This is a genomic window from Providencia sp. 6390, from assembly GCF_058148425.1.
Genome location: NZ_JBYVYL010000009.1, coordinates 18,086 through 35,711 on the forward strand (window position 1 = coordinate 18,086; position 17,626 = coordinate 35,711).

A 17,626-nucleotide genomic window follows, 5' to 3' on the forward strand; every position below is an offset into this window, starting at 1 on the left:
GCGGTCGTTAAGGTTTTTGAAATAAATGAGGAAAATCAATTTATTGATTTTCGGCTGATAACACGAAGTGGGAAAAACCACGCTTTTATCCCGCTTCGTCAACAACCTAAGAAACTGCGAGCAGTTTCGCAACTTATCCCATCCATTGGGCCAACCAACGCAGGCCAAATGCCCCTGGAGCCAATATACCAAATGCCCAGATCATGGCTGACACAATATTTGCTACCTGAAAATAGCGTTTAGGCATTTTACAAATACCCGCTACTAGAGGAACAACGGCTCTAAATGGCCCAAAGAACCGTCCAAAAAATACACTCCACACTCCCCATCGATTAAAGAAGTGCTGACCACGATCAATCATTTGAGGTTTACGAGAAATAGGCCACATTTTGCGAACATTGTCTTTATAATGGAAACCAAACCAATATGAGAGCCAATCCCCAAAAAATGCCCCTAAGGTCGCAGCTAACCAAACAGGCCAAAACGATATGCCGCTCTCCCCGATTAAAGCACCAAGCCCTAACAAGATAACGGTAGCAGGAAGCAATAAGGAAAGAAAAGCTAAAGACTCACCAAAAGCGAGGAAAAAAATGATTGGCAGCGCCCATATCTCATGAGCACGGGTAAAATCAGTTACCGCAGCCACAATTTCATTCAGCGTCATAAACTTTCCTCTTTTATAATTGATTGGTTTAATACATTAACCAATATGTAATAAACCAATCCTAAACTAATTACTCGAGGAAATAACTCTGCAATTGCTCTCTGTTGGTATTATCCAAACCAAAATCAGCCTTTAACCACTCATCAATACTGCCATAATGGGTATTTATGCTATTAATCGCTGTCATAAGAAATTCTTCACGCACCGAATAAACATACTCAAACTTTTTCACCACGCTTTCACTCATTCTTTGTGCATGCTCTTTTAGCAAGTATTCGCGAAATGGTGCTAATGTTTCATTGGTCAGTAAATAGTCATCCATCACGGTATCAAGGTCTGCACCAAGAGCAAAAAGTACCAGCGCAGATCCTACACCAGTCCTATCTTTACCTACCGCACAATGCTGAACAATCCCTCCTTTTTCAGGCTGTTTCAGCATACCAACCAGCTGATGGTAAGCAGGGTTATTTAAAGGCAGTAACTCATATAAACGTCCCATAAAAGCTTGTGGATCAAATTGTTCGAGCATTTCTGGGGTAAGTTGATCTAAATTAGCGCTGACTTCATCGGACATAGGATTAGCGGGGGCATTGACATAATGCGCACCATCCCAGATCAAATCAGGCTTAGATTTGATCTCTGCCATATCACGATAATCTAATATTTGATAGAGATTTTGAGCTTGTAAAATAGACAGATCGCTTTCGGTTAGACGATCAAGTGCTCCTGAGCGAAATAAAACACCCGCTTTTATTTTATTGCCATTTGCCAGTTTTTTTCCGCCAAGATCGCGAAAATTAATTCCGCCTTTCAAAGGCAAGACCGAAGGGTGTAAGTAAGGTGTATTTGTCATAATTATCAGTACCTATAATATTTGATTGCTATAAAAACCATAACAGATTATGGCTTAAATAAAATAGGAAAAAATACCTGCATTTCAGCAGGCATCAATAAAATGACTTACACAAAGAAAATCAATCAAAGAAAGAGAGAGAGAGAAAACTGAGCTCGCCTACATTTTATCCACAACCGAGTGAAAGTAGAGTAAGCGAGCCAGTAATTAGGGATTACAGTAAACGACGAGCAGCTTCAACCACGATGCTTAATACATTACCTTCGGTTTTCTTCAACAGTGCTTCGTTAGGGATTTCTTGTTGAGTGCGGTTCACAATCACACCTGCAACCATGCCCGCGCGTAGCCCTTGGCTAGAACACATGGTTAATAATGTTGCTGATTCCATTTCATAATTCATCACTCCCATATCTTGCCACTCTTTCATTGAGCCTCTGAAGTGACGCATAACACGACCTGTATAGGTATCATAACGCTCTTGGCCTGGGTAGAAAGTATCAGATGACGCAGTGACCCCAACATGAACTGTTGCACCCGCCTCTTTAGCGGCATCATAAAGTGCATTAGTACAAGTAAAGTCAGCGACTGCTGGGTATTCTAACGGTGCAAAATGTTGGCTCGCACCATCTAAACGTACTGCTGCGGTGGTGACTAACACATCGCCTACATTGATATTTTCTTGAATAGCGCCTGTTGTACCAATGCGCAAGAAAGTACGGATACCTAATTGCGCTAATTCTTCCACGGCAATAGAAGTTGAAGGGCCACCGATACCAGTTGAGCACACAATCACCGCTTTGCCATCAAGCTCACCACGCCAAGAGGTGAACTCACGTAAAGAAGCTAGATGCACTGGGTTATCCATCAGGCGTGCAATTTTCTCTACACGATTAGGATCACCGGGGACAATAGCAACAGTAGCACCCTGTAAGTCACTCTTTTTCAGGCCTAAATGGAATACATCAGACATATCAAACTCCTTTACACTATGGCATCATTGAATTTATACGTTATGGGTAATATAGCGGTAAACCCAGAGGGTTTTAGTGATACCAATCACTTTTAATGAAAATTAATTCATTCATGTTTCAACATATCGTGATTCAGATCACAAATAGTAAGGGTTAAATCCAATCATCCAATCAGTATAGACGATGTGGACAGAGCCAACGCAAAACTCCCTATAAAAAGTATCGATTGATATTCAATTCACAATCAATATTGATATAGAGAAAATTTTTCATCAAAAGTACCTTCTCTAATTAAAATTTTTTAGTAAGCAATATTTTTTCAACTCTTTAGCTATGATAAATATTTTATGACCAATTGTATCATCTTTTTTGGAGTGGCAAATTTTTAACATATAAAACAAAGTATTATAATTTATAATATATTGAAATTTTCACATATTTTAATTAAAAATAAAAATACACCGATAAAGTAATTTATGTCATAAACAAAACACGCTTCTCACTTGTGAACGAATAAAAATACGTTAGTATACCCCACAGCTTTAGCATTAATTTAGCGATTTAATTAAGGCACCTTAATTGCATAAAAATAAACAAACACATATATCTCATTAAATCCATATAACAACAATATATTTTCATTTTGCACACCTATTTCATCATTTTTTAATTAACTATCGTGACTACACGAATAGTTATTCTATTATTTAGAGGTCATTTCTATGTTAAAGAAAACCATATTCTCTCTGTCGGTAATGGCATTATCCGGTGCCGCATTATCAGCTCCTGTTGCGAACATTAAAGTCACAGGGGATATTAAGCCACCAACCTGTATGGTCAATGGTGGGAATAATGATATTCTTTTTGATTATGGAAAAATATCGCCTACTGTTATCCCTCAATCTACTAATTATCAGCTTCCGGTAAGAACTGCCACTATAGAAATCCTATGCGATGCGCAAACATTTTTAACTTTTACAGCGACGGATAATTACACTATTGACACCGCTGAGTCAGCAATTAAAGACGAAGTATTTGGATTAGTTGACGCATCAGATACGACAAAAGAAATAGGCAGAGTTGGATATGCGATGACTAATCTTACTGTTGATAATAAGGCTGCATATTTGGGACGTTCAGGAACTAAAACAGCTACAGCTCCATGGTGGAATGACTCTCTCATCAGAGAAGGCATCATGGCATGGACATCTGTAGGGCAACCAAATGTCGACGACCTTAATGAGTTAAAACTTATTCCAGGGGAAAAATTTAATGCGACGATTTCTAGTGGCACACATGTTGCTGGAGGGAATATCGCAGCTACCGCGATATTATCTAAAGATAAATTGAGTGCAGGTGATGTCAATATTACTAGTGGCTTAGATTATATCAGCCAAGTCACACTAACCTTTAACTTCGGCGTATAACGTTAAATAAAGAAAGCTGAGCCTATCATAGCATGGGCTCAGCTTTTTTATTTTAAAATTCACTAAGTTAAGCCAAATCGTTCTTATAAGCTTCCCTTTAGCAACAATAAATAGTTTGTATCCAATTGCATCATCTTTTTTTGACGCATTAAATTTCAATAAACAAAACAATAAGTTAAAATTTATAATATATTGAACTATCAACGAATTCTAATTAAATATAAAAATACACCTTAAACGTAATTTTCACCACATTCAAAACACTCCTCTCACTTGTTAACAGGAAAAAATAAGGTAATATACCTTTCAACCTTTTAGTATAAGCTCGCTGGTTAATTAAAATACCATCGTTAGATAAAATTAAATAGGTCACATATATTTCATATATATGCACATAGTAATTATGTGTTCTTATTTCTTTATCCCTACTTCATCATTTTAAATTAATTTAACTAACTATCGTGACCACACGAATAGTTATCCTATTTATTTAGAGGTCACTTCTATGTTAAAGAAAACCGTATTCGCTTTGTCTATGATAACATTATCTGGTGCAGCGTTATCTACTCCTGTCGCTAACCTAAAAGTTACGGGTTCCATCACACCACCAACTTGTACTATTGATAGCCAAAACGAAATCACCAATACCTATGATTTCGATATTTCGCCAGGTATTTTCCCTGCCTCTGGCGATTTAACCTTAGAAGCTGAATCACAGCCAATTACCGTCACTTGTGATGCAACTACCTATTTAACCTTTGATGCTACTGATCAACGCGATGGTACTGCTTCCGTTCCTGGTGATAAAAACTTCGGTCTGAATAAATACAATACCGACAATGTCGGTTACTACACCATCACCATGGAAAATGCCAAAGTGCAAGCCAATGAAAATGCGGCAGTAAAAGATGTGGGTGTGTTAATTGGTGCTAGCTATGCGACCAGTGGTGTGGTGGATAAAACCAAAAAAACCGCATGGGCAACCAGTGCAGCGGTATTGGCACAAGGGCAAATCTTCTCCGCTGACTTTACTGTCACTCCAACCATTGACAGCAAAATGAAAAACAGTGCTGGGGATGCACAGCTGGATGGTCATGCGGTATTAGCCTTTGGCTTTGGCCTGTAATTCATTTTTTAATTTTTAGTGGGTGAAATCTAGTGATACTAATTTCACCTACATGACAAGAGCATTTTTATCATGAAAAAAATTGCATTAGGATTATCACTATTAAGTGCATTGGTTTCTGCTACTGCATTATCTGCGCCTACCGCCAATATTAAAGTCACAGGGGATATTAAACCACCGACTTGTACAGTTAATGGCTTGGCCCAAAATGATGTTATTTTTGATTTTGGTCAGATCAGCCCATCTCTAATACCTCAATCAACAAACTATCAATATCCAAGCTCTTTCGTAAAAAATAGCGTCACGATATCTTGTGATTCTGACACTTACTTAACATTTCAATCCTCTGATACCTATGATAACGGGCAGTTAAGCGCTGATCAGTATAATTCAGGGTGGTTTTACTTTGTAAATAAAAGTGATATTAAACAAACTGTTGGAGCCACTGCATTTATTTGGGAAGATACTTTCGTTGATGGAAAGTCTTCATTCATTAGTCGCGCTAATGATGTTCCTATCACAGGTACAGGTACAACCTACAACAATGCGCTCTATAAAGGGGCAACAAATGGTTGGACATCGAGCCAACAAACATCTGTTGATTTAGAGAAATTAGATTTAGTGTATGGAAAAATATTCCAAGTTTCTTTCCGAAGTGGGGGGACTATTAAGTCATTTATCTTATCAAAAGATGCTTTAGCTGCAAATGGAGTAACGCCAGATCAAGGAGTTGATTTTATCGGTGAAGCTGTATTGACCTTTAACTTCGGCGTATAAACCTGAATCTACCGAACCTATTTCATCCTAGGTTCGGTTTTTTTATATTTTAAACTCGCTGTTTTTCATCTCTGATCGTGTTGCCGTTGTTGAAGGAATGTCACCATGTTTTTCTCCTTGCAGATTTCCAAGGTACCCCAATGTCTACTCCCATTAGGGTTTTTACTAGGTACCTGTTCCGCCGGAGCCCATAGCCTCGCAGATCAAACTGTGTTTCCTGAAATCGAGGCGGCACCCACGTGTGAGCTGATCCTCCCAAATGCAGGTGAGTATGCCTACGCCCAGTTACCGGCTCGACAAGTGCAATTACAGCAAAACACCACATTACCACCGATGACGCAAACATGGAGTGTCAATTGTAGTGCCCCCACAACGGTGCTATTTAAGGTGACCGACCTACAACATGATACCACCTCCGGTCAGGATACCACTCAATTCGGCTTGGGTTACGTCAATGGGGCGGGCAAAATCGGCTACTTCCGTTTGGATTTAAGTCACGCCACCGTGGACAGTCAGACAACTCGTTTGTATCAGACCCAAGACCAGCAACAGCTAGGCGTATTAACCAATCAACTCACGGTTGAAAGCGACAAATTTTATGGCTGGGCGACGGATGAAAATCGTGCGGCTATTGGCTCTTTATTCACCTTGGATATGACGGTCACGCCAACACTTAATAGCTTGCAAGAGACGCAAGGACCTCTAGTGAGTGGTGCCGAATTAGCAGGCAATGTCAGCCTTAGTTTTCAGTTTGGTATTTAGAGCGTTGAGAGCTTTTTTGTTATCCCTTGTTGTGCTGTGTGTCTTGCCATGACGCTGCATAACCTAAAAAAATAATAATTCATGGGTATGTTTATGATGCAGCAACAATGGTTTCGTTCTTTATGCTATCCAGTCTTATTGCTATTGCCTTTGACCAGTGAAAGTCGTACTGACACGTCAGCACCAGCCAAACCAAAATCCGCAGATGTGATCGAATTTGATGTGGATTCACTCAAATCACTCGGCTATGGTGCGGAAGTAGCGGAGTTTTTTAAGCAAGGCAGCCAGTTTTTACCGGGGCAATATGATGTGGTATTAATTGTTAACGGCAGTGCACGCTATCCTGTACTGGTCACCATTGGTGAGCACGGTGAGCTATGCGTGACCCCGACGTTGCAAGAAACCCTTAAACTCAAAGACAATACTATTCCCTCACCAACCGATTGTGTCGATTTCACAATGGTTTACCCAGGATCGCAAGTATTGCCTCACCCGAACGAATATACCCTTGATATCACTGTCTCTGAAACCGACTTTGATAATCGTCGCCGTGGGCGTGATTTGACGACTGGCGGGTTTGCCCTGCTCAGTAACTACCGTGTCTACGGCATGCAAATGAAAAGTGGTCAGGGCAACAATCAAGAGTTCTATCAAGGCCAATTTGATAGTGGGGTGAACTGGCAAAATTGGATTTTGCGTAATAACAGCAGTTTTTCCTCCGGTCGCGATAATACCGAATACCAATTTAATGAGACCACCTTAACGCGTAGTCTTATCTCTTTGCAGTCTCAATTGGAGATGGGGCAAATAAGCAGCCAAGGCAACTTATTTGGTGGAACACCGCTAAACGGTGCACAAATTTATTCAGATTCCGCTCTTGATAACACTAACCAGCTCGTCGTGCCTGTTACTGGCATTGCTGAAAGCGCTGCCACGGTGGAAGTGAGTCAAAATGGACGTTTACTGTACCGTACTTTAGTACCAGCTGGGCCCTTTTCGCTTGACCGCATTAATAATGTGGTGAGTGGGCAACCTCTGCAAGTGTCAGTGATTCAAGATGATGGGCACAACCAACAATTTACTGTCACCACCGCCACACGACAAGATGCCAATACGGCCTCCAGCACTTATCAATTTGCCATTGGGCAATACCGTAAACGTAATAGCAGTGAAGATATTGATACCCCAATGGTAGCGAGTGCAGAAAGCCGTTTTAGCTATCAACAAATAGAATACACAGCAGGAACGCTATTATCTGAACACTATCAAGCAATCGGTGGGCGTTTCAATCGTCAATGGTTCGAAAAGAGAACATTTGCCAGCAATATAGGAAGCATTATTGCACGTTCGACAGACAAACGCGGTGCACAAGTGGATGGTAGCCTAAGCAATGTTCTAGGCGCATTTTCTTTTGGTATATCGACTTTATACCAAACCCGTGATTATCCAACACTGGATAATACCGTACAAAAAGACCCGCAAAAGCGCGAAACCAATGATCTTAATAATCAGCCTAACTGGGTACGCAGTGAGCTGCAATCGTCCAGTTCAGCCAATATCGGTTGGTCGGATATCTCATGGGGGCGTATTGGCTATAGTTTGGGTTACAGTCATTATTATGGAGACAAAGGTGACAGTGTGATGCACACAGTCAGCTATGGCACTAAAATTCGCGATTTGTCGATGAACTTGAGCTTTCAGACCGGTAACGACCGCGATAATCGCGTTTTCCTGAATTTATCTATGCCATTAGGCCGCAAAGCGTCCATCAGTGCCCAAATGCAGCGTTATCATAATGACACCAATTTAAATACCACCGTCAATCATCGGCCTTCTGATTTGTGGGGCTATTCAATCGGTGCTTCACGTAATAGCAACCAAACTCGCTTTAACGGCAGCCTAAATGCCACGACACCCTACAGCCAGATCAATGCCAACGGTTCATGGAGTGATGAAAACGCGCAATCCATGATGTTATCCGCTGCGGGAGCTGTGGTGTATGCCGATGGCATGGTGGCCACGTCCCCCATCGCCGTTGGGAATACGTTTGGCGTGATCCGTGTTCCTTATCAATCCGGAGTACGCATTAGCAGTATGGGGGGTGGCACTACCGTGACCAACCATTTTGGCACCGCTGTCATTCCAACCTTGCCAGTGAATCGAAAAACTACCGTACAGCTTGATACCAAAAAGCTGCCTTTAAACGTTCGTTTAGCCGCCACTTCGTTTGATGTTGCCGTTGAATCAGGCACGGTGATCTCCCGTGAAATCGGAGCCACCATCATGAAACAACTGTTGCTGGGTATTACGTTACCAGACGGCACACCGGCACCTTCCGGAGCCAGCGTCCTTGATGCTAAAGGACAACTGATTGGAGTGGTGATGGGTAATGGTAATGTGATGTTAAATAACGAGCAAATCGGCCAAACCATCCGTTTACGCATGACAAATCAGGGCGACTGTCTTGTCAATTACCCCGTTCCCGATCACTTTGACCCTAATTCACTGTATGAAGAAGTTGCAGCACGTTGCGAATAACGCAGCGGCATCAATTAATAAAAGAAACAAGGAAACAACAATCATGAAAAAAATATTTCGTAATTTAATAATGGGAAGTTTAGTGTTGGTAAGCCAATGGGCACACGCCAGTTTTCAGCTAGAAACAATGACAGTGATTTTAGATGCCGCAGAGCCACGCAAAGTGTTCAGTGTCAAAAACACCTCAAATTCTCCCATCTTGCTGTCGACTAAATTGGCTGATATCGAAGGCGGGCAAGCCTTAGCACAAGATGTTTTAATTTCACCACCAATTATTCGTATCGAGCCTCAAGAGAGCCAACAAATTAACTTTGTACTCAAAAATGGTCTCAAACTGACGGATGAAGCGATTTTAAAAGTATCTTTTCAAGGGGTTGGAGCAATAAAAGAAAATGCCACTAAGATGCCTATTCGACAAGATGTTGCGATGTTGATTGTCCCTTCAGACATGACCATCAGCCAAACACCCTGGGATGCACTGAAAATCGTCCAGTCTGGCTCAAACCTGACACTAACCAATACTGGGCGACAAGTGATCCGTTTAGGACCCAATATAACGGTATTGCCAAGCAATGCATCGCTCGGCCTAGGCCAATTCTATTTAAGACCGAATGAAAGCAAAACACTCACTGTCAGCGGTAAAATCGATAGTGTGAAAATTGATCCACTCAGCCGCTACGGCTTTAAAATGCAAGTTGAGCCGTTGATTAAAGTTGAGCATTAATCTGCTTGTATGATAAAAAAAGCGCCATTCATAATTTGAATAGCGCTTTTGATTATTGGCAAAATAAAAGATAGTTTACTATCAGAGAACTACATCAAGGATCAGAACGCCCACCAGACCGATTGCCCACGCTATCGTTGTTGGGATAGACCAGACCATCATCTGTTGTTTAACGTCCTTAATACCCATCATTCTGTTCACAACCCAATAAAGGCTGTCATTAAAATAGCCGAAGAACAGTGACCCCATGGTGGCAGCTTGCGCAGCAACCAGTAGGTTAATATCAGGAATTTGGCTAATAATTGGTGCGGAAATAGAAGCCGCAGTGATCATCGCGACTGTGCCCGAGCCTTGAATTAAGCGAACTAAGGTCGCAATAATGAACGGGATCAACACAGGGGTGATTGGCAAGCTAGCGACATGTTCCGCTAAAATATTGCCCGTTCCACTATCACGTAATACCGCACCTAATGCACCACCAGCACCGGTTACCAGCAAGATGATCCCTGCTGACTGTAAGCCTTCTTCCATACGGTCGATGACTTCTTCTTTAGTTGCTGTTGGCATCAATGTATACACCGCAATTAGAACACTAATTGAAAGTGCAATAATTGGCGCACCAAGGAACTCAAATGTTTGGAAATACCAGTTACTTTCCATGCCTTGAAAGGTGGCTGTTTTTAGCAGTAACCCATTCACTGCGTTAATAAAAATCAGCAGGATTGGTGTAACAATCGGTAATACGGATAAGAACAAGCTTGGCAATGGTTTGTTAGCTTTCTCTTCCATGTAGCGATCGTGGATTTCTTTTAGATCGCCACTGCTACTTTCATCAGGCACAAACTCAGGGTATTTAACCGCTAACCATTTAGCATAGAATACGATACCGATAACACAAGGCACCGCGAGTGTCATACCCGTTAAGATCATTGCGCCAATATCGACGCCGAAGATCCCTGCAACGCCTAATGGCCCCGGTGTTGGCGGAACAGTATGGTGAGTCACCACCAAGCCACCTGCAAGTGCCACACCTAAGGTTAGTAGATTACGTTTACCGTTTTTCGCGAGCGCTTTTGCCAGCGGATAGAGGATAACGAACGCTGAATCAACAAAGATTGGAATACTCACAATGTAACCAGTGATCGCTAGCGCCCATTCTTCACGTTTTTTACCTAACCAACGAATAAAGCTATATGCTATTTGTTCAGCGGCACCAGAGACTTCAAGTACCCTTCCCATCATGACCCCTAGGCCGATAACAATACCAATACCACCTAGTGTTGTACCAAATCCTTTTGTAATAACAGTGACTGTTTCTGCTGCAGTCAATCCGCCTGAAATACCCGCAATTGCTGCGGCAATCAACATAGCAAGTAACGCATGGATACGCGTTCGTAATACCAAGAAAATCAGTACAAATATGGCCACCGCAAGGCCAATAATAGGAATATAGGACATCGCTTATCCCCTATTGCTGTGAGCCATGATGAGTGATGAATGAACGAATAGCATCAGCAAATGAGCCATCAGCACGGAAGCCCAAACCTAACGCACGACTAATATCAAATTTACCCGGCCAGCTGGCAACAATACGATTGATCGCTTCATCGGGCTCAAAGCGGATCAAGTCGACTGCTTTTTGACCTGCAACATCACGTAATGCATCGATCATGCCTTGAACCGTAACGGTGATCCCCGGTAAGTTAACCGTGCGTGATAAACCAAATTTCTCCGCTGGGATACTTGCCGCATGAATAAAGTTATTTACGACGGTTTCTGGACTAGATAGCCACAGCGCTAGATCAGGCGATACAGGACAAATACTTTCGATGCCATTTAACGGCTCACGAATAATACCGCTAGCAAATGAAGAAGCGGCCTTGTTAGGAACGCCAGGACGAATACTGATAGTTGGCAAACGCATTACACGTCCATCAACAAAGCCTTTGCGTGAGTAGTCGTTCACCATCAGCTCACACATTGCTTTTTGTGCCCCATAAGAGGATTGAGGGTTTACCACACACAGGTCAGTGATCACATCAGGCAATTCACCACCAAATACCGCTAGTGAACTGGTGAAAATAAATTTGATAGCTGGATTTTTAGCACGTGCTACTTCAAGTAGCTGACGTGTAGCTTCAAAGTTCACTTTCATACCTAAATCAAAGTCACTTTCAGCATGGCTACTAACGATGGCTGCAAGGTGATAAATAATATCAGTTTGTGCATCAATCAGTTTATCTGCCGCACCTGCTTGAGTGAGATCGGTAGCAACACAGCTCACTCGCGCATCTTCAATCGGTGATGTAGGGCATTGAATGTCGGCTAAAATAAGTTGATCAAATTGCAAACCCTGGCTGTTTTTAAGTAAAGCAGCGGCTAGCTGCTGGCCCAAGAAGCCAGCGCCACCAGTGATGATAACTTTCATTGTTATTCTCCTTGAAATAGCCTATTTATGGCTATTTATCATTAGGTAAGATGATTTATGTTTTTATTAAATGAAGTTTTATATTTTGTTCTGTTATCTGCTGCACGGCATCAGCAGGTAGCTGATCATCACAAATGATGTCGTGCAATTGATTAAGTGGGCAAACACGGAACATGCCATATTTGCCGAATTTGCTACTATCTGAAACCAATACGCAACGCCGAGCCACATCCAACAATGTTTGCTTTATTTGCACCTTCTCTTCATGCGGAGTCGAAACCCCATGCAGAAGATCCCAAGAACTTGTGCTCATAAATGCCACATCAACGTTTAAGGTTTGCAGCATCATCGATGCCGTATTCCCCACACAGGAATGGTTACGTTTATCTACTTGCCCTCCTGTGTGATACAGATTGAGCTGCGATTTATCCATCAAGTACTGCATAATGGAGAAATCATTAGTCACAATGGTTAAGTTAAAACGTTCACCTAACACACGCGCTATCTCAAATGTTGTCGTTCCTGCATCAAGGTAAACAACTTGCCCATCTTCAACCAGCGATGAGGCAAATTGGCCTATTTCACGTTTGCTTCGGTGGTGTAAACGCGCTTTTTCACTCCAAGGTAACTCTTGGCGTAATGCATCGTTCAGTCTAACGCCACCGCTTATCGCAACCACTTTCCCTTCTTCTTCCAGCATGCGAATATCACGCCTTACCGTCATATGCGATACGTTCATTAGCTCTACCAAGTCACTGATAGACACTGTCTGGTATTCATGAACGTAACGATAAATAAAATCACGGCGTTCTGAAGGGATCATAGGCTCTCCTGTTTACGATTGTGCTTTCTTTAGCCAGCCCAAACCATCTTCTGTACGACCAGCGGGGTGATATTCACAACCAAGCCAACCTTGATAATCCATTTGATCTAACTGATTAAAAATCCATGGGTAGTTGACTTCACCGCTATCAGGTTCATGACGATATGGAACTGAAGCTATCTGAATATGACTAAATTTACCCCATAAACGCTCAATTGTTTTCAATAAATCACCTTCCATGATTTGGCAGTGATAGAGATCTAATTGAATAAAGACATTTCCACGGTTAATTTCAGGCAATAAAGCTTCAGCTTGTTTCTGTGTGGTCAAAAAATAACCTGGCATATCTCGTGTATTGATAGGCTCAATCAATACACGAATTCCATGCTCAGCCATCACATCTGCTGCATGTTGAATATTGTTAATAAAACAATTGCGCTGCTGTTCTGGTGTAAAACGTGTATCCAGCTTACCAGCCATGGCATGTACCTGTTTACAACCTAACGCTTTGGCATATTTCAGTGCTGTTTGTACACCTTGTGCAAATTCATTTTCACGCCCAGGAATGGATGCCATACCACGCTCACCCGCAGCCCAATCCCCTGCTGGCATATTAAATAACACCTGAGTCAGGCCATTGTTTTTCAGCTGTTCTGCGATCGCTTCTGGCTGCTCTTCATAAGGGAAAAGATACTCAACCCCTGAAAATCCAGCCTGTGCCGCTCGTTGAAAACGCTGAATAAATGGAACTTCGTTAAACATCATGCTGAGGTTTGCTGCAAATTTTGCCATTTTTAATGCCTCATTTTTTTGGATAACGGTTTTCTAGCTCACTAACCTGATCTGCGGTCAATGTGGTAAAACCTTGCTGACGTAACGTAATATATAAACGTGCTGTATCTTCTAGCTCTTCTGCATTGAAGAAGGCTTGCCGTAAGGTCTTCCCGCCAACCACTGGACCATGATTGGAAAGTAGTACCGCATTATGATTAGGCGCTAATTTTTCAATTTCTTCGCCAATACGATCATCTCCCGGTGGCAAATATTCAATCAGTGGTAGTTTCCCCACTCGCATCACGTAGTAAGGTGTGATTGGGGGCAGGCAGTTACTGCTGTCTAGCCCCGATAGGCAAGATAGCGCAGTCAACCAAGGTGAATGTAAATGCACCACCGCTTGGCAGTCAGGGCGTTGTCGATACATCGCCATGTGCATGGAAACCTCTTTGGTTGGCTTATCACCGTCGATCCAGTTTCCTTCTGCGTCTAACTTACTCAATCTTTCAGGATCTAAATCGCCAAAACTTGAATTCGTCGGTGTCACAATAATGTTGCCGTCGGGAAGTTTGGCACTAATGTTGCCTGCCCCGCCACTGCTATAACCACGGTTAAACATCGATTTCGCCCAATCAGCTAACTCTTGACGCAGCGCCTTCTCTTCACTCATCAAACATCTCCTGTGCGTATTGGAAGAAATTCTCTTGCCCAAAGTTACCTGACTTGAGTGCCAACCAATAACCGCTAGTTAAATCTTCTACCCATGGAACCCCTGGTGCGATCGGCGCTCCAATACTTAATTGCTCAGTGCCAATACTTTGCACAACTTTGCCCGATGTCTCACCGCCAGCAATGATAAACGTGTTATAGCCTTGTGCTTGTAATAGTTTCACTACCTCACCAAAGACATTTTCTACTGCAGTGCTTGCAACTTCGGCGCCATAGTTTTCTTGGATTTTTTTCAACATCTCTGGTGGTTGTGTGGCATATAACAAAGGCGCTAAACCCGTTGTTTGCTGCTCTTGTACCCAGTTAACCAATTGTTGTGCATAGTGTGGGTTATCAATACATTCACCCACATCCAGCACTTTTGCAGGTTCGATTTGTTGGTAACACTGAACTTGCTTGTTGGTCATCACAGAACAACTGCCAGATAAAATAATCGTTTTACGGCCTTGTTTAGATGGCTTCGCGCCACGTTGACTGCCTGCGCCCCATTCACAACCTGTATCGACATTCGCCAGTGCAGCACCAAGACCCGAACCACCTGTCAGTAATGGCATTTCTTTTACAGCTTCAGCGATAGGCAGTAAGTCATTCATGGTTAATGAATCGACCACAACATAACTTGCTCCTTGTTCAGCCAAGGTACACAAGCGCTGTTTAATCACTGCACTGCCTTGTTGGATATCTTGTAAAGCAATCACTCCTGCTTTGCCTTCAGACTGTTTTTCCATCACACGCATCAGGTTAGCATCCGTCATTGGTGTCACTGGATGATGCTGCATACCACTTTCATTTAACAACTGGCCATTCACGAACAGATGCCCATGAACAACAGTTCTGCCATTAATAGGTAGTGCAGGGCATACCAGCGCCAGTTGCGTGTTTAACTGCTTCATTAATGCGTCAGTAACTGGGCCAATGTTGCCTTTTTCTGTCGAATCAAAGGTAGAGCAATATTTAAAGAAAATCTGTTGGCACTGAGCTTGCTGCTTTAACCAGCGACAAGCGTTTAATGAGGCATTGATCGCTTCATCAACAGGGCAAGAACGACTTTTTAGGCTGATAACAATTGCATCAACATCCTGTGGCACGGCAGTGTTTTCATCAGGTTCATTCAGCAATTGAACCACTCGCCAACCGTTCTGCACCATAAAACCAGCGATATCGGTTGCACCGGTAAAATCATCGGCGATCACACCCAGTTTTACTGTCATACTTTTTTCTCCGGTAAAGAAATGCCTTTGAAAGTTTTGATCACTGCGCTGTCATCTTGAAGTCCAAAGCCTTCGTTGCTAGCAGAAATAAACATTTGGTGGGCAGTTGCCGCAATAGGCAGAGGGAAATTGAGCGCTTTACCTGTTTCCATCACCAACCCTAAATCTTTCACAAAAATATCAACGGATGATTTTGGGGTATAATCCCCCTCAAGCACGTGCTGCATACGATTTTCAAACATCCATGAATTGCCCGCAGCATGAGTGACAATGTCATACATCATATCGAGGTCGATGCCTGCTTTGGCGGCTAATGCCATGCTTTCTGCCGCAACCGCAATATGCACACCCGCTAACAATTGGTGAATGGTTTTTACCGTTGAGCCAAGACCTACTTCATTACCTACACGATATAAACGCTCTGAGGTCGCTGCAAAAATCGGTTGTAGTTGTTCAAATAGGTTATCTGACCCCGATGCCATGATAGTTAACTTGCCTTCTTCGGCTTTTAAAGCCCCACCTGAAATCGGTGCATCCATCAAAGGTAGCTGATATTGCGCCAAGCGCTGAGCGATCTGTTTTGTTTGCTCGGCAGATAATGTGCTATGCAAGACAATAATAGTACCTGCATTCAACTGTTCGACTAATGGACTGTCACCGCCAAACAATATCGACTCAACTTGTTTACCATTTACCACAACTAGTAATAGCGCTTGTAAATACTGAGCATATTCAGCCGCATTTTGCCCGACAGCAACGGCACCTACTTGCTTTAACGTTTCGCAGGCATGTTGGCTAAGATCGAAGCCATAAGTTGGGATCTGATTTCTTATTAGTGATTTTGCGATCCCCATCCCCATTGAGCCAAGCCCAATAACACCAACATTGCTAATGACATTTTCCATAACAACTCCTGATGTTGTTAATCTTTGTTATTGGTGTGAATTTTCACATAACAAAATTCACAAACACATGATGAGCATCACATTATGAATAATATAAAAAATAGACAATTTATTAATAACAACATGATTTTTATATATTTTAATGTTTTCACAATTCACAAAACCTTTCACATCACAATGTGAGAAAAAATGTGATGTGAGCCTGATTTATGCTTTTGTGATAATTTGTGAAGAAAACTTTTCAATGATTACATTCAGTTGTTAGCAATCGCACCATTTTTGATTGACGCATCATATAAATTCGCCAAAATAGCTGCTTAATAAAGTTTAATGCTACAGTAAGGAAAAAAAATGGGTCTTTTCGATCAACTGATCACTATGGTTGCAGGTGATAAAATGAGTCAGTTTCAATCTGTTATTGAATGGATTGATAAACAAGGCGGATTAGCGGGTGTTGCTGATAAATTTAATCAACAAGGCTTGGGTGACATCATTCAATCATGGATCGGCAATAGCGAAAACTTGCCTGTTAGCGTTAATCAGCTTATTCAAGTATTTGGTAATTTAGATATTCAACAACTGGCGCAAAAAGTGGGCTTTGACTCACAAGAAACGGCTGAGCTGATCGCTAAATATCTGCCAAAACTGGTCAGTAACGCGACCCCAGAAGGTGTGATCCCAGATAATATTGATTTAACCGCGGTTGGCATGAATATGCTAAAAGAAAAACTGTTTGGTTAATGATCATCAAAAAAAGCAGGTTAGCTTTTGCTTAACCTGCTATATCAATTATATTATTTTAAATAAAAAAGTGCCTGTTGATGCCATGGGTATCTAGTGATGGTAAAACCATCTTTTATTAAATTTTAGGTAGCTTTATATTTTGTGACAAAGTCCCTCAGGAACCGCTTTGA

Annotated in this window: 17 protein-coding genes; 7 read left to right on the top strand and 10 right to left on the bottom strand. The window is 42.0% G+C overall.

Translation table 11 applies throughout. The features are described from left to right. Nucleotides 1–133: 133 nt before the first annotated feature. The 3 genes from AC3Z9T_RS17195 to udp all read right to left on the bottom strand — a co-directional run bounded on the left by AC3Z9T_RS17195 (nt 134) and on the right by udp (nt 2,487). Nucleotides 134–664: a DedA family protein gene (locus AC3Z9T_RS17195; protein ID WP_490127315.1), complete on the bottom strand. Its 531-nt coding sequence runs from the start codon at nt 662–664 to the stop codon at nt 134–136. Between the two features lie 70 nt (nt 665–734). After that, on the bottom strand, nt 735–1,517 hold the full coding sequence (locus tag AC3Z9T_RS17200) for a tyrosine-protein phosphatase (RefSeq protein WP_490127316.1): 783 nt from the start codon (nt 1,515–1,517) through the stop codon (nt 735–737). 214 nt (nt 1,518–1,731) lie between these two features. Further along, nucleotides 1,732–2,487: a uridine phosphorylase gene (gene udp, locus AC3Z9T_RS17205; RefSeq protein WP_490127317.1), complete on the bottom strand. Its 756-nt coding sequence runs from the start codon at nt 2,485–2,487 to the stop codon at nt 1,732–1,734. Between the two features lie 723 nt (nt 2,488–3,210). On the opposite strand from udp, the gene AC3Z9T_RS17210 reads away from it, so the two are divergent. From AC3Z9T_RS17210 to AC3Z9T_RS17235, 6 genes are all read left to right on the top strand, one after another. Then, entirely contained in the window at nt 3,211–3,915 is a 705-nt protein-coding gene (locus AC3Z9T_RS17210) for a DUF1120 domain-containing protein (protein WP_490127318.1), read from the top strand. A 505-nt stretch (nt 3,916–4,420) separates the two neighbouring features. Continuing rightward, a complete protein-coding gene (locus AC3Z9T_RS17215; protein WP_490127319.1) occupies nt 4,421–5,041 on the top strand; it encodes a fimbrial protein in 621 nt (206 codons plus the stop codon). Nucleotides 5,042–5,113: 72 nt separating this feature from the next. Beyond that, the gene (locus AC3Z9T_RS17220; protein WP_490127320.1) at nt 5,114–5,818 is read left to right on the top strand and encodes a fimbrial protein; all 705 of its coding nucleotides are present in this window, start codon (nt 5,114–5,116) and stop codon (nt 5,816–5,818) included. Nucleotides 5,819–5,923: 105 nt separating this feature from the next. Then, the gene (locus AC3Z9T_RS17225; RefSeq protein WP_490127321.1) at nt 5,924–6,580 is read left to right on the top strand and encodes a hypothetical protein; all 657 of its coding nucleotides are present in this window, start codon (nt 5,924–5,926) and stop codon (nt 6,578–6,580) included. A 93-nt stretch (nt 6,581–6,673) separates the two neighbouring features. Continuing rightward, on the top strand, nt 6,674–9,118 hold the full coding sequence (locus tag AC3Z9T_RS17230; RefSeq protein ID WP_490127322.1) for a fimbria/pilus outer membrane usher protein: 2,445 nt from the start codon (nt 6,674–6,676) through the stop codon (nt 9,116–9,118). A 43-nt stretch (nt 9,119–9,161) separates the two neighbouring features. Then, a complete protein-coding gene (locus AC3Z9T_RS17235; protein ID WP_490127323.1) occupies nt 9,162–9,842 on the top strand; it encodes a fimbria/pilus chaperone family protein in 681 nt (226 codons plus the stop codon). An 81-nt stretch (nt 9,843–9,923) separates the two neighbouring features. Here the strand turns inward: AC3Z9T_RS17235 and AC3Z9T_RS17240 are convergent, their stop codons facing one another. The 7 genes from AC3Z9T_RS17240 to ltnD are packed head-to-tail and all read right to left on the bottom strand — an operon-like array spanning nt 9,924 to nt 16,712. Beyond that, complete coding sequence (locus AC3Z9T_RS17240; protein ID WP_490127324.1) at nt 9,924–11,300, bottom strand: GntP family permease; 1,377 nt, start codon at nt 11,298–11,300, stop codon at nt 9,924–9,926. Between the two features lie 10 nt (nt 11,301–11,310). Then, on the bottom strand, nt 11,311–12,270 hold the full coding sequence (denD, locus tag AC3Z9T_RS17245; RefSeq protein WP_490127325.1) for a D-erythronate dehydrogenase: 960 nt from the start codon (nt 12,268–12,270) through the stop codon (nt 11,311–11,313). 55 nt (nt 12,271–12,325) lie between these two features. Next, a complete protein-coding gene (locus AC3Z9T_RS17250) occupies nt 12,326–13,093 on the bottom strand; it encodes a DeoR/GlpR family DNA-binding transcription regulator (RefSeq protein ID WP_490127326.1) in 768 nt (255 codons plus the stop codon). A gap of 12 nt (nt 13,094–13,105) precedes the next feature. Next, entirely contained in the window at nt 13,106–13,885 is a 780-nt protein-coding gene (gene otnI, locus AC3Z9T_RS17255; RefSeq protein WP_490127327.1) for a 2-oxo-tetronate isomerase, read from the bottom strand. A gap of 10 nt (nt 13,886–13,895) precedes the next feature. Then, nucleotides 13,896–14,537: a 3-oxo-tetronate 4-phosphate decarboxylase gene (gene otnC / locus AC3Z9T_RS17260; RefSeq protein WP_490127328.1), complete on the bottom strand. Its 642-nt coding sequence runs from the start codon at nt 14,535–14,537 to the stop codon at nt 13,896–13,898. Further along, nucleotides 14,530–15,807: a 3-oxo-tetronate kinase gene (gene otnK, locus AC3Z9T_RS17265; protein ID WP_490127329.1), complete on the bottom strand. Its 1,278-nt coding sequence runs from the start codon at nt 15,805–15,807 to the stop codon at nt 14,530–14,532. The genes otnC and otnK overlap by 8 nt, the downstream gene beginning before the upstream one ends. Next, entirely contained in the window at nt 15,804–16,712 is a 909-nt protein-coding gene (gene ltnD, locus AC3Z9T_RS17270; protein WP_490127330.1) for an L-threonate dehydrogenase, read from the bottom strand. The genes otnK and ltnD overlap by 4 nt, the downstream gene beginning before the upstream one ends. A 351-nt stretch (nt 16,713–17,063) precedes the next feature. Here ltnD and AC3Z9T_RS17275 point away from each other — a divergent pair, with 351 nt between their 5' ends. Further along, nucleotides 17,064–17,453, top strand: coding sequence for a YidB family protein (locus tag AC3Z9T_RS17275; protein WP_490127331.1), 390 nt, complete (start codon nt 17,064–17,066; stop codon nt 17,451–17,453). Nucleotides 17,454–17,626: the final 173 nt, after the last annotated feature.

Excerpts from the sequence above, each read along its gene's own strand:
- AC3Z9T_RS17195 (WP_490127315.1), bottom strand. The coding sequence starts at position 664 with ATGACGCTGAATGAAATTGTGGCTGCGGTAACTGATTTTACCCGTGCT.
- AC3Z9T_RS17200 (WP_490127316.1), bottom strand. The coding sequence starts at position 1,517 with ATGACAAATACACCTTACTTACACCCTTCGGTCTTGCCTTTGAAAGGC.
- udp (WP_490127317.1), bottom strand. The coding sequence starts at position 2,487 with ATGTCTGATGTATTCCATTTAGGCCTGAAAAAGAGTGACTTACAGGGT.
- AC3Z9T_RS17210 (WP_490127318.1), top strand. The coding sequence starts at position 3,211 with ATGTTAAAGAAAACCATATTCTCTCTGTCGGTAATGGCATTATCCGGT.
- AC3Z9T_RS17215 (WP_490127319.1), top strand. The coding sequence starts at position 4,421 with ATGTTAAAGAAAACCGTATTCGCTTTGTCTATGATAACATTATCTGGT.
- AC3Z9T_RS17220 (WP_490127320.1), top strand. The coding sequence starts at position 5,114 with ATGAAAAAAATTGCATTAGGATTATCACTATTAAGTGCATTGGTTTCT.
- AC3Z9T_RS17225 (WP_490127321.1), top strand. The coding sequence starts at position 5,924 with ATGTTTTTCTCCTTGCAGATTTCCAAGGTACCCCAATGTCTACTCCCA.
- AC3Z9T_RS17230 (WP_490127322.1), top strand. The coding sequence starts at position 6,674 with ATGATGCAGCAACAATGGTTTCGTTCTTTATGCTATCCAGTCTTATTG.
- AC3Z9T_RS17235 (WP_490127323.1), top strand. The coding sequence starts at position 9,162 with ATGAAAAAAATATTTCGTAATTTAATAATGGGAAGTTTAGTGTTGGTA.
- AC3Z9T_RS17240 (WP_490127324.1), bottom strand. The coding sequence starts at position 11,300 with ATGTCCTATATTCCTATTATTGGCCTTGCGGTGGCCATATTTGTACTG.
- denD (WP_490127325.1), bottom strand. The coding sequence starts at position 12,270 with ATGAAAGTTATCATCACTGGTGGCGCTGGCTTCTTGGGCCAGCAGCTA.
- AC3Z9T_RS17250 (WP_490127326.1), bottom strand. The coding sequence starts at position 13,093 with ATGATCCCTTCAGAACGCCGTGATTTTATTTATCGTTACGTTCATGAA.
- otnI (WP_490127327.1), bottom strand. The coding sequence starts at position 13,885 with ATGGCAAAATTTGCAGCAAACCTCAGCATGATGTTTAACGAAGTTCCA.
- otnC (WP_490127328.1), bottom strand. The coding sequence starts at position 14,537 with ATGAGTGAAGAGAAGGCGCTGCGTCAAGAGTTAGCTGATTGGGCGAAA.
- otnK (WP_490127329.1), bottom strand. The coding sequence starts at position 15,807 with ATGACAGTAAAACTGGGTGTGATCGCCGATGATTTTACCGGTGCAACC.
- ltnD (WP_490127330.1), bottom strand. The coding sequence starts at position 16,712 with ATGGAAAATGTCATTAGCAATGTTGGTGTTATTGGGCTTGGCTCAATG.
- AC3Z9T_RS17275 (WP_490127331.1), top strand. The coding sequence starts at position 17,064 with ATGGGTCTTTTCGATCAACTGATCACTATGGTTGCAGGTGATAAAATG.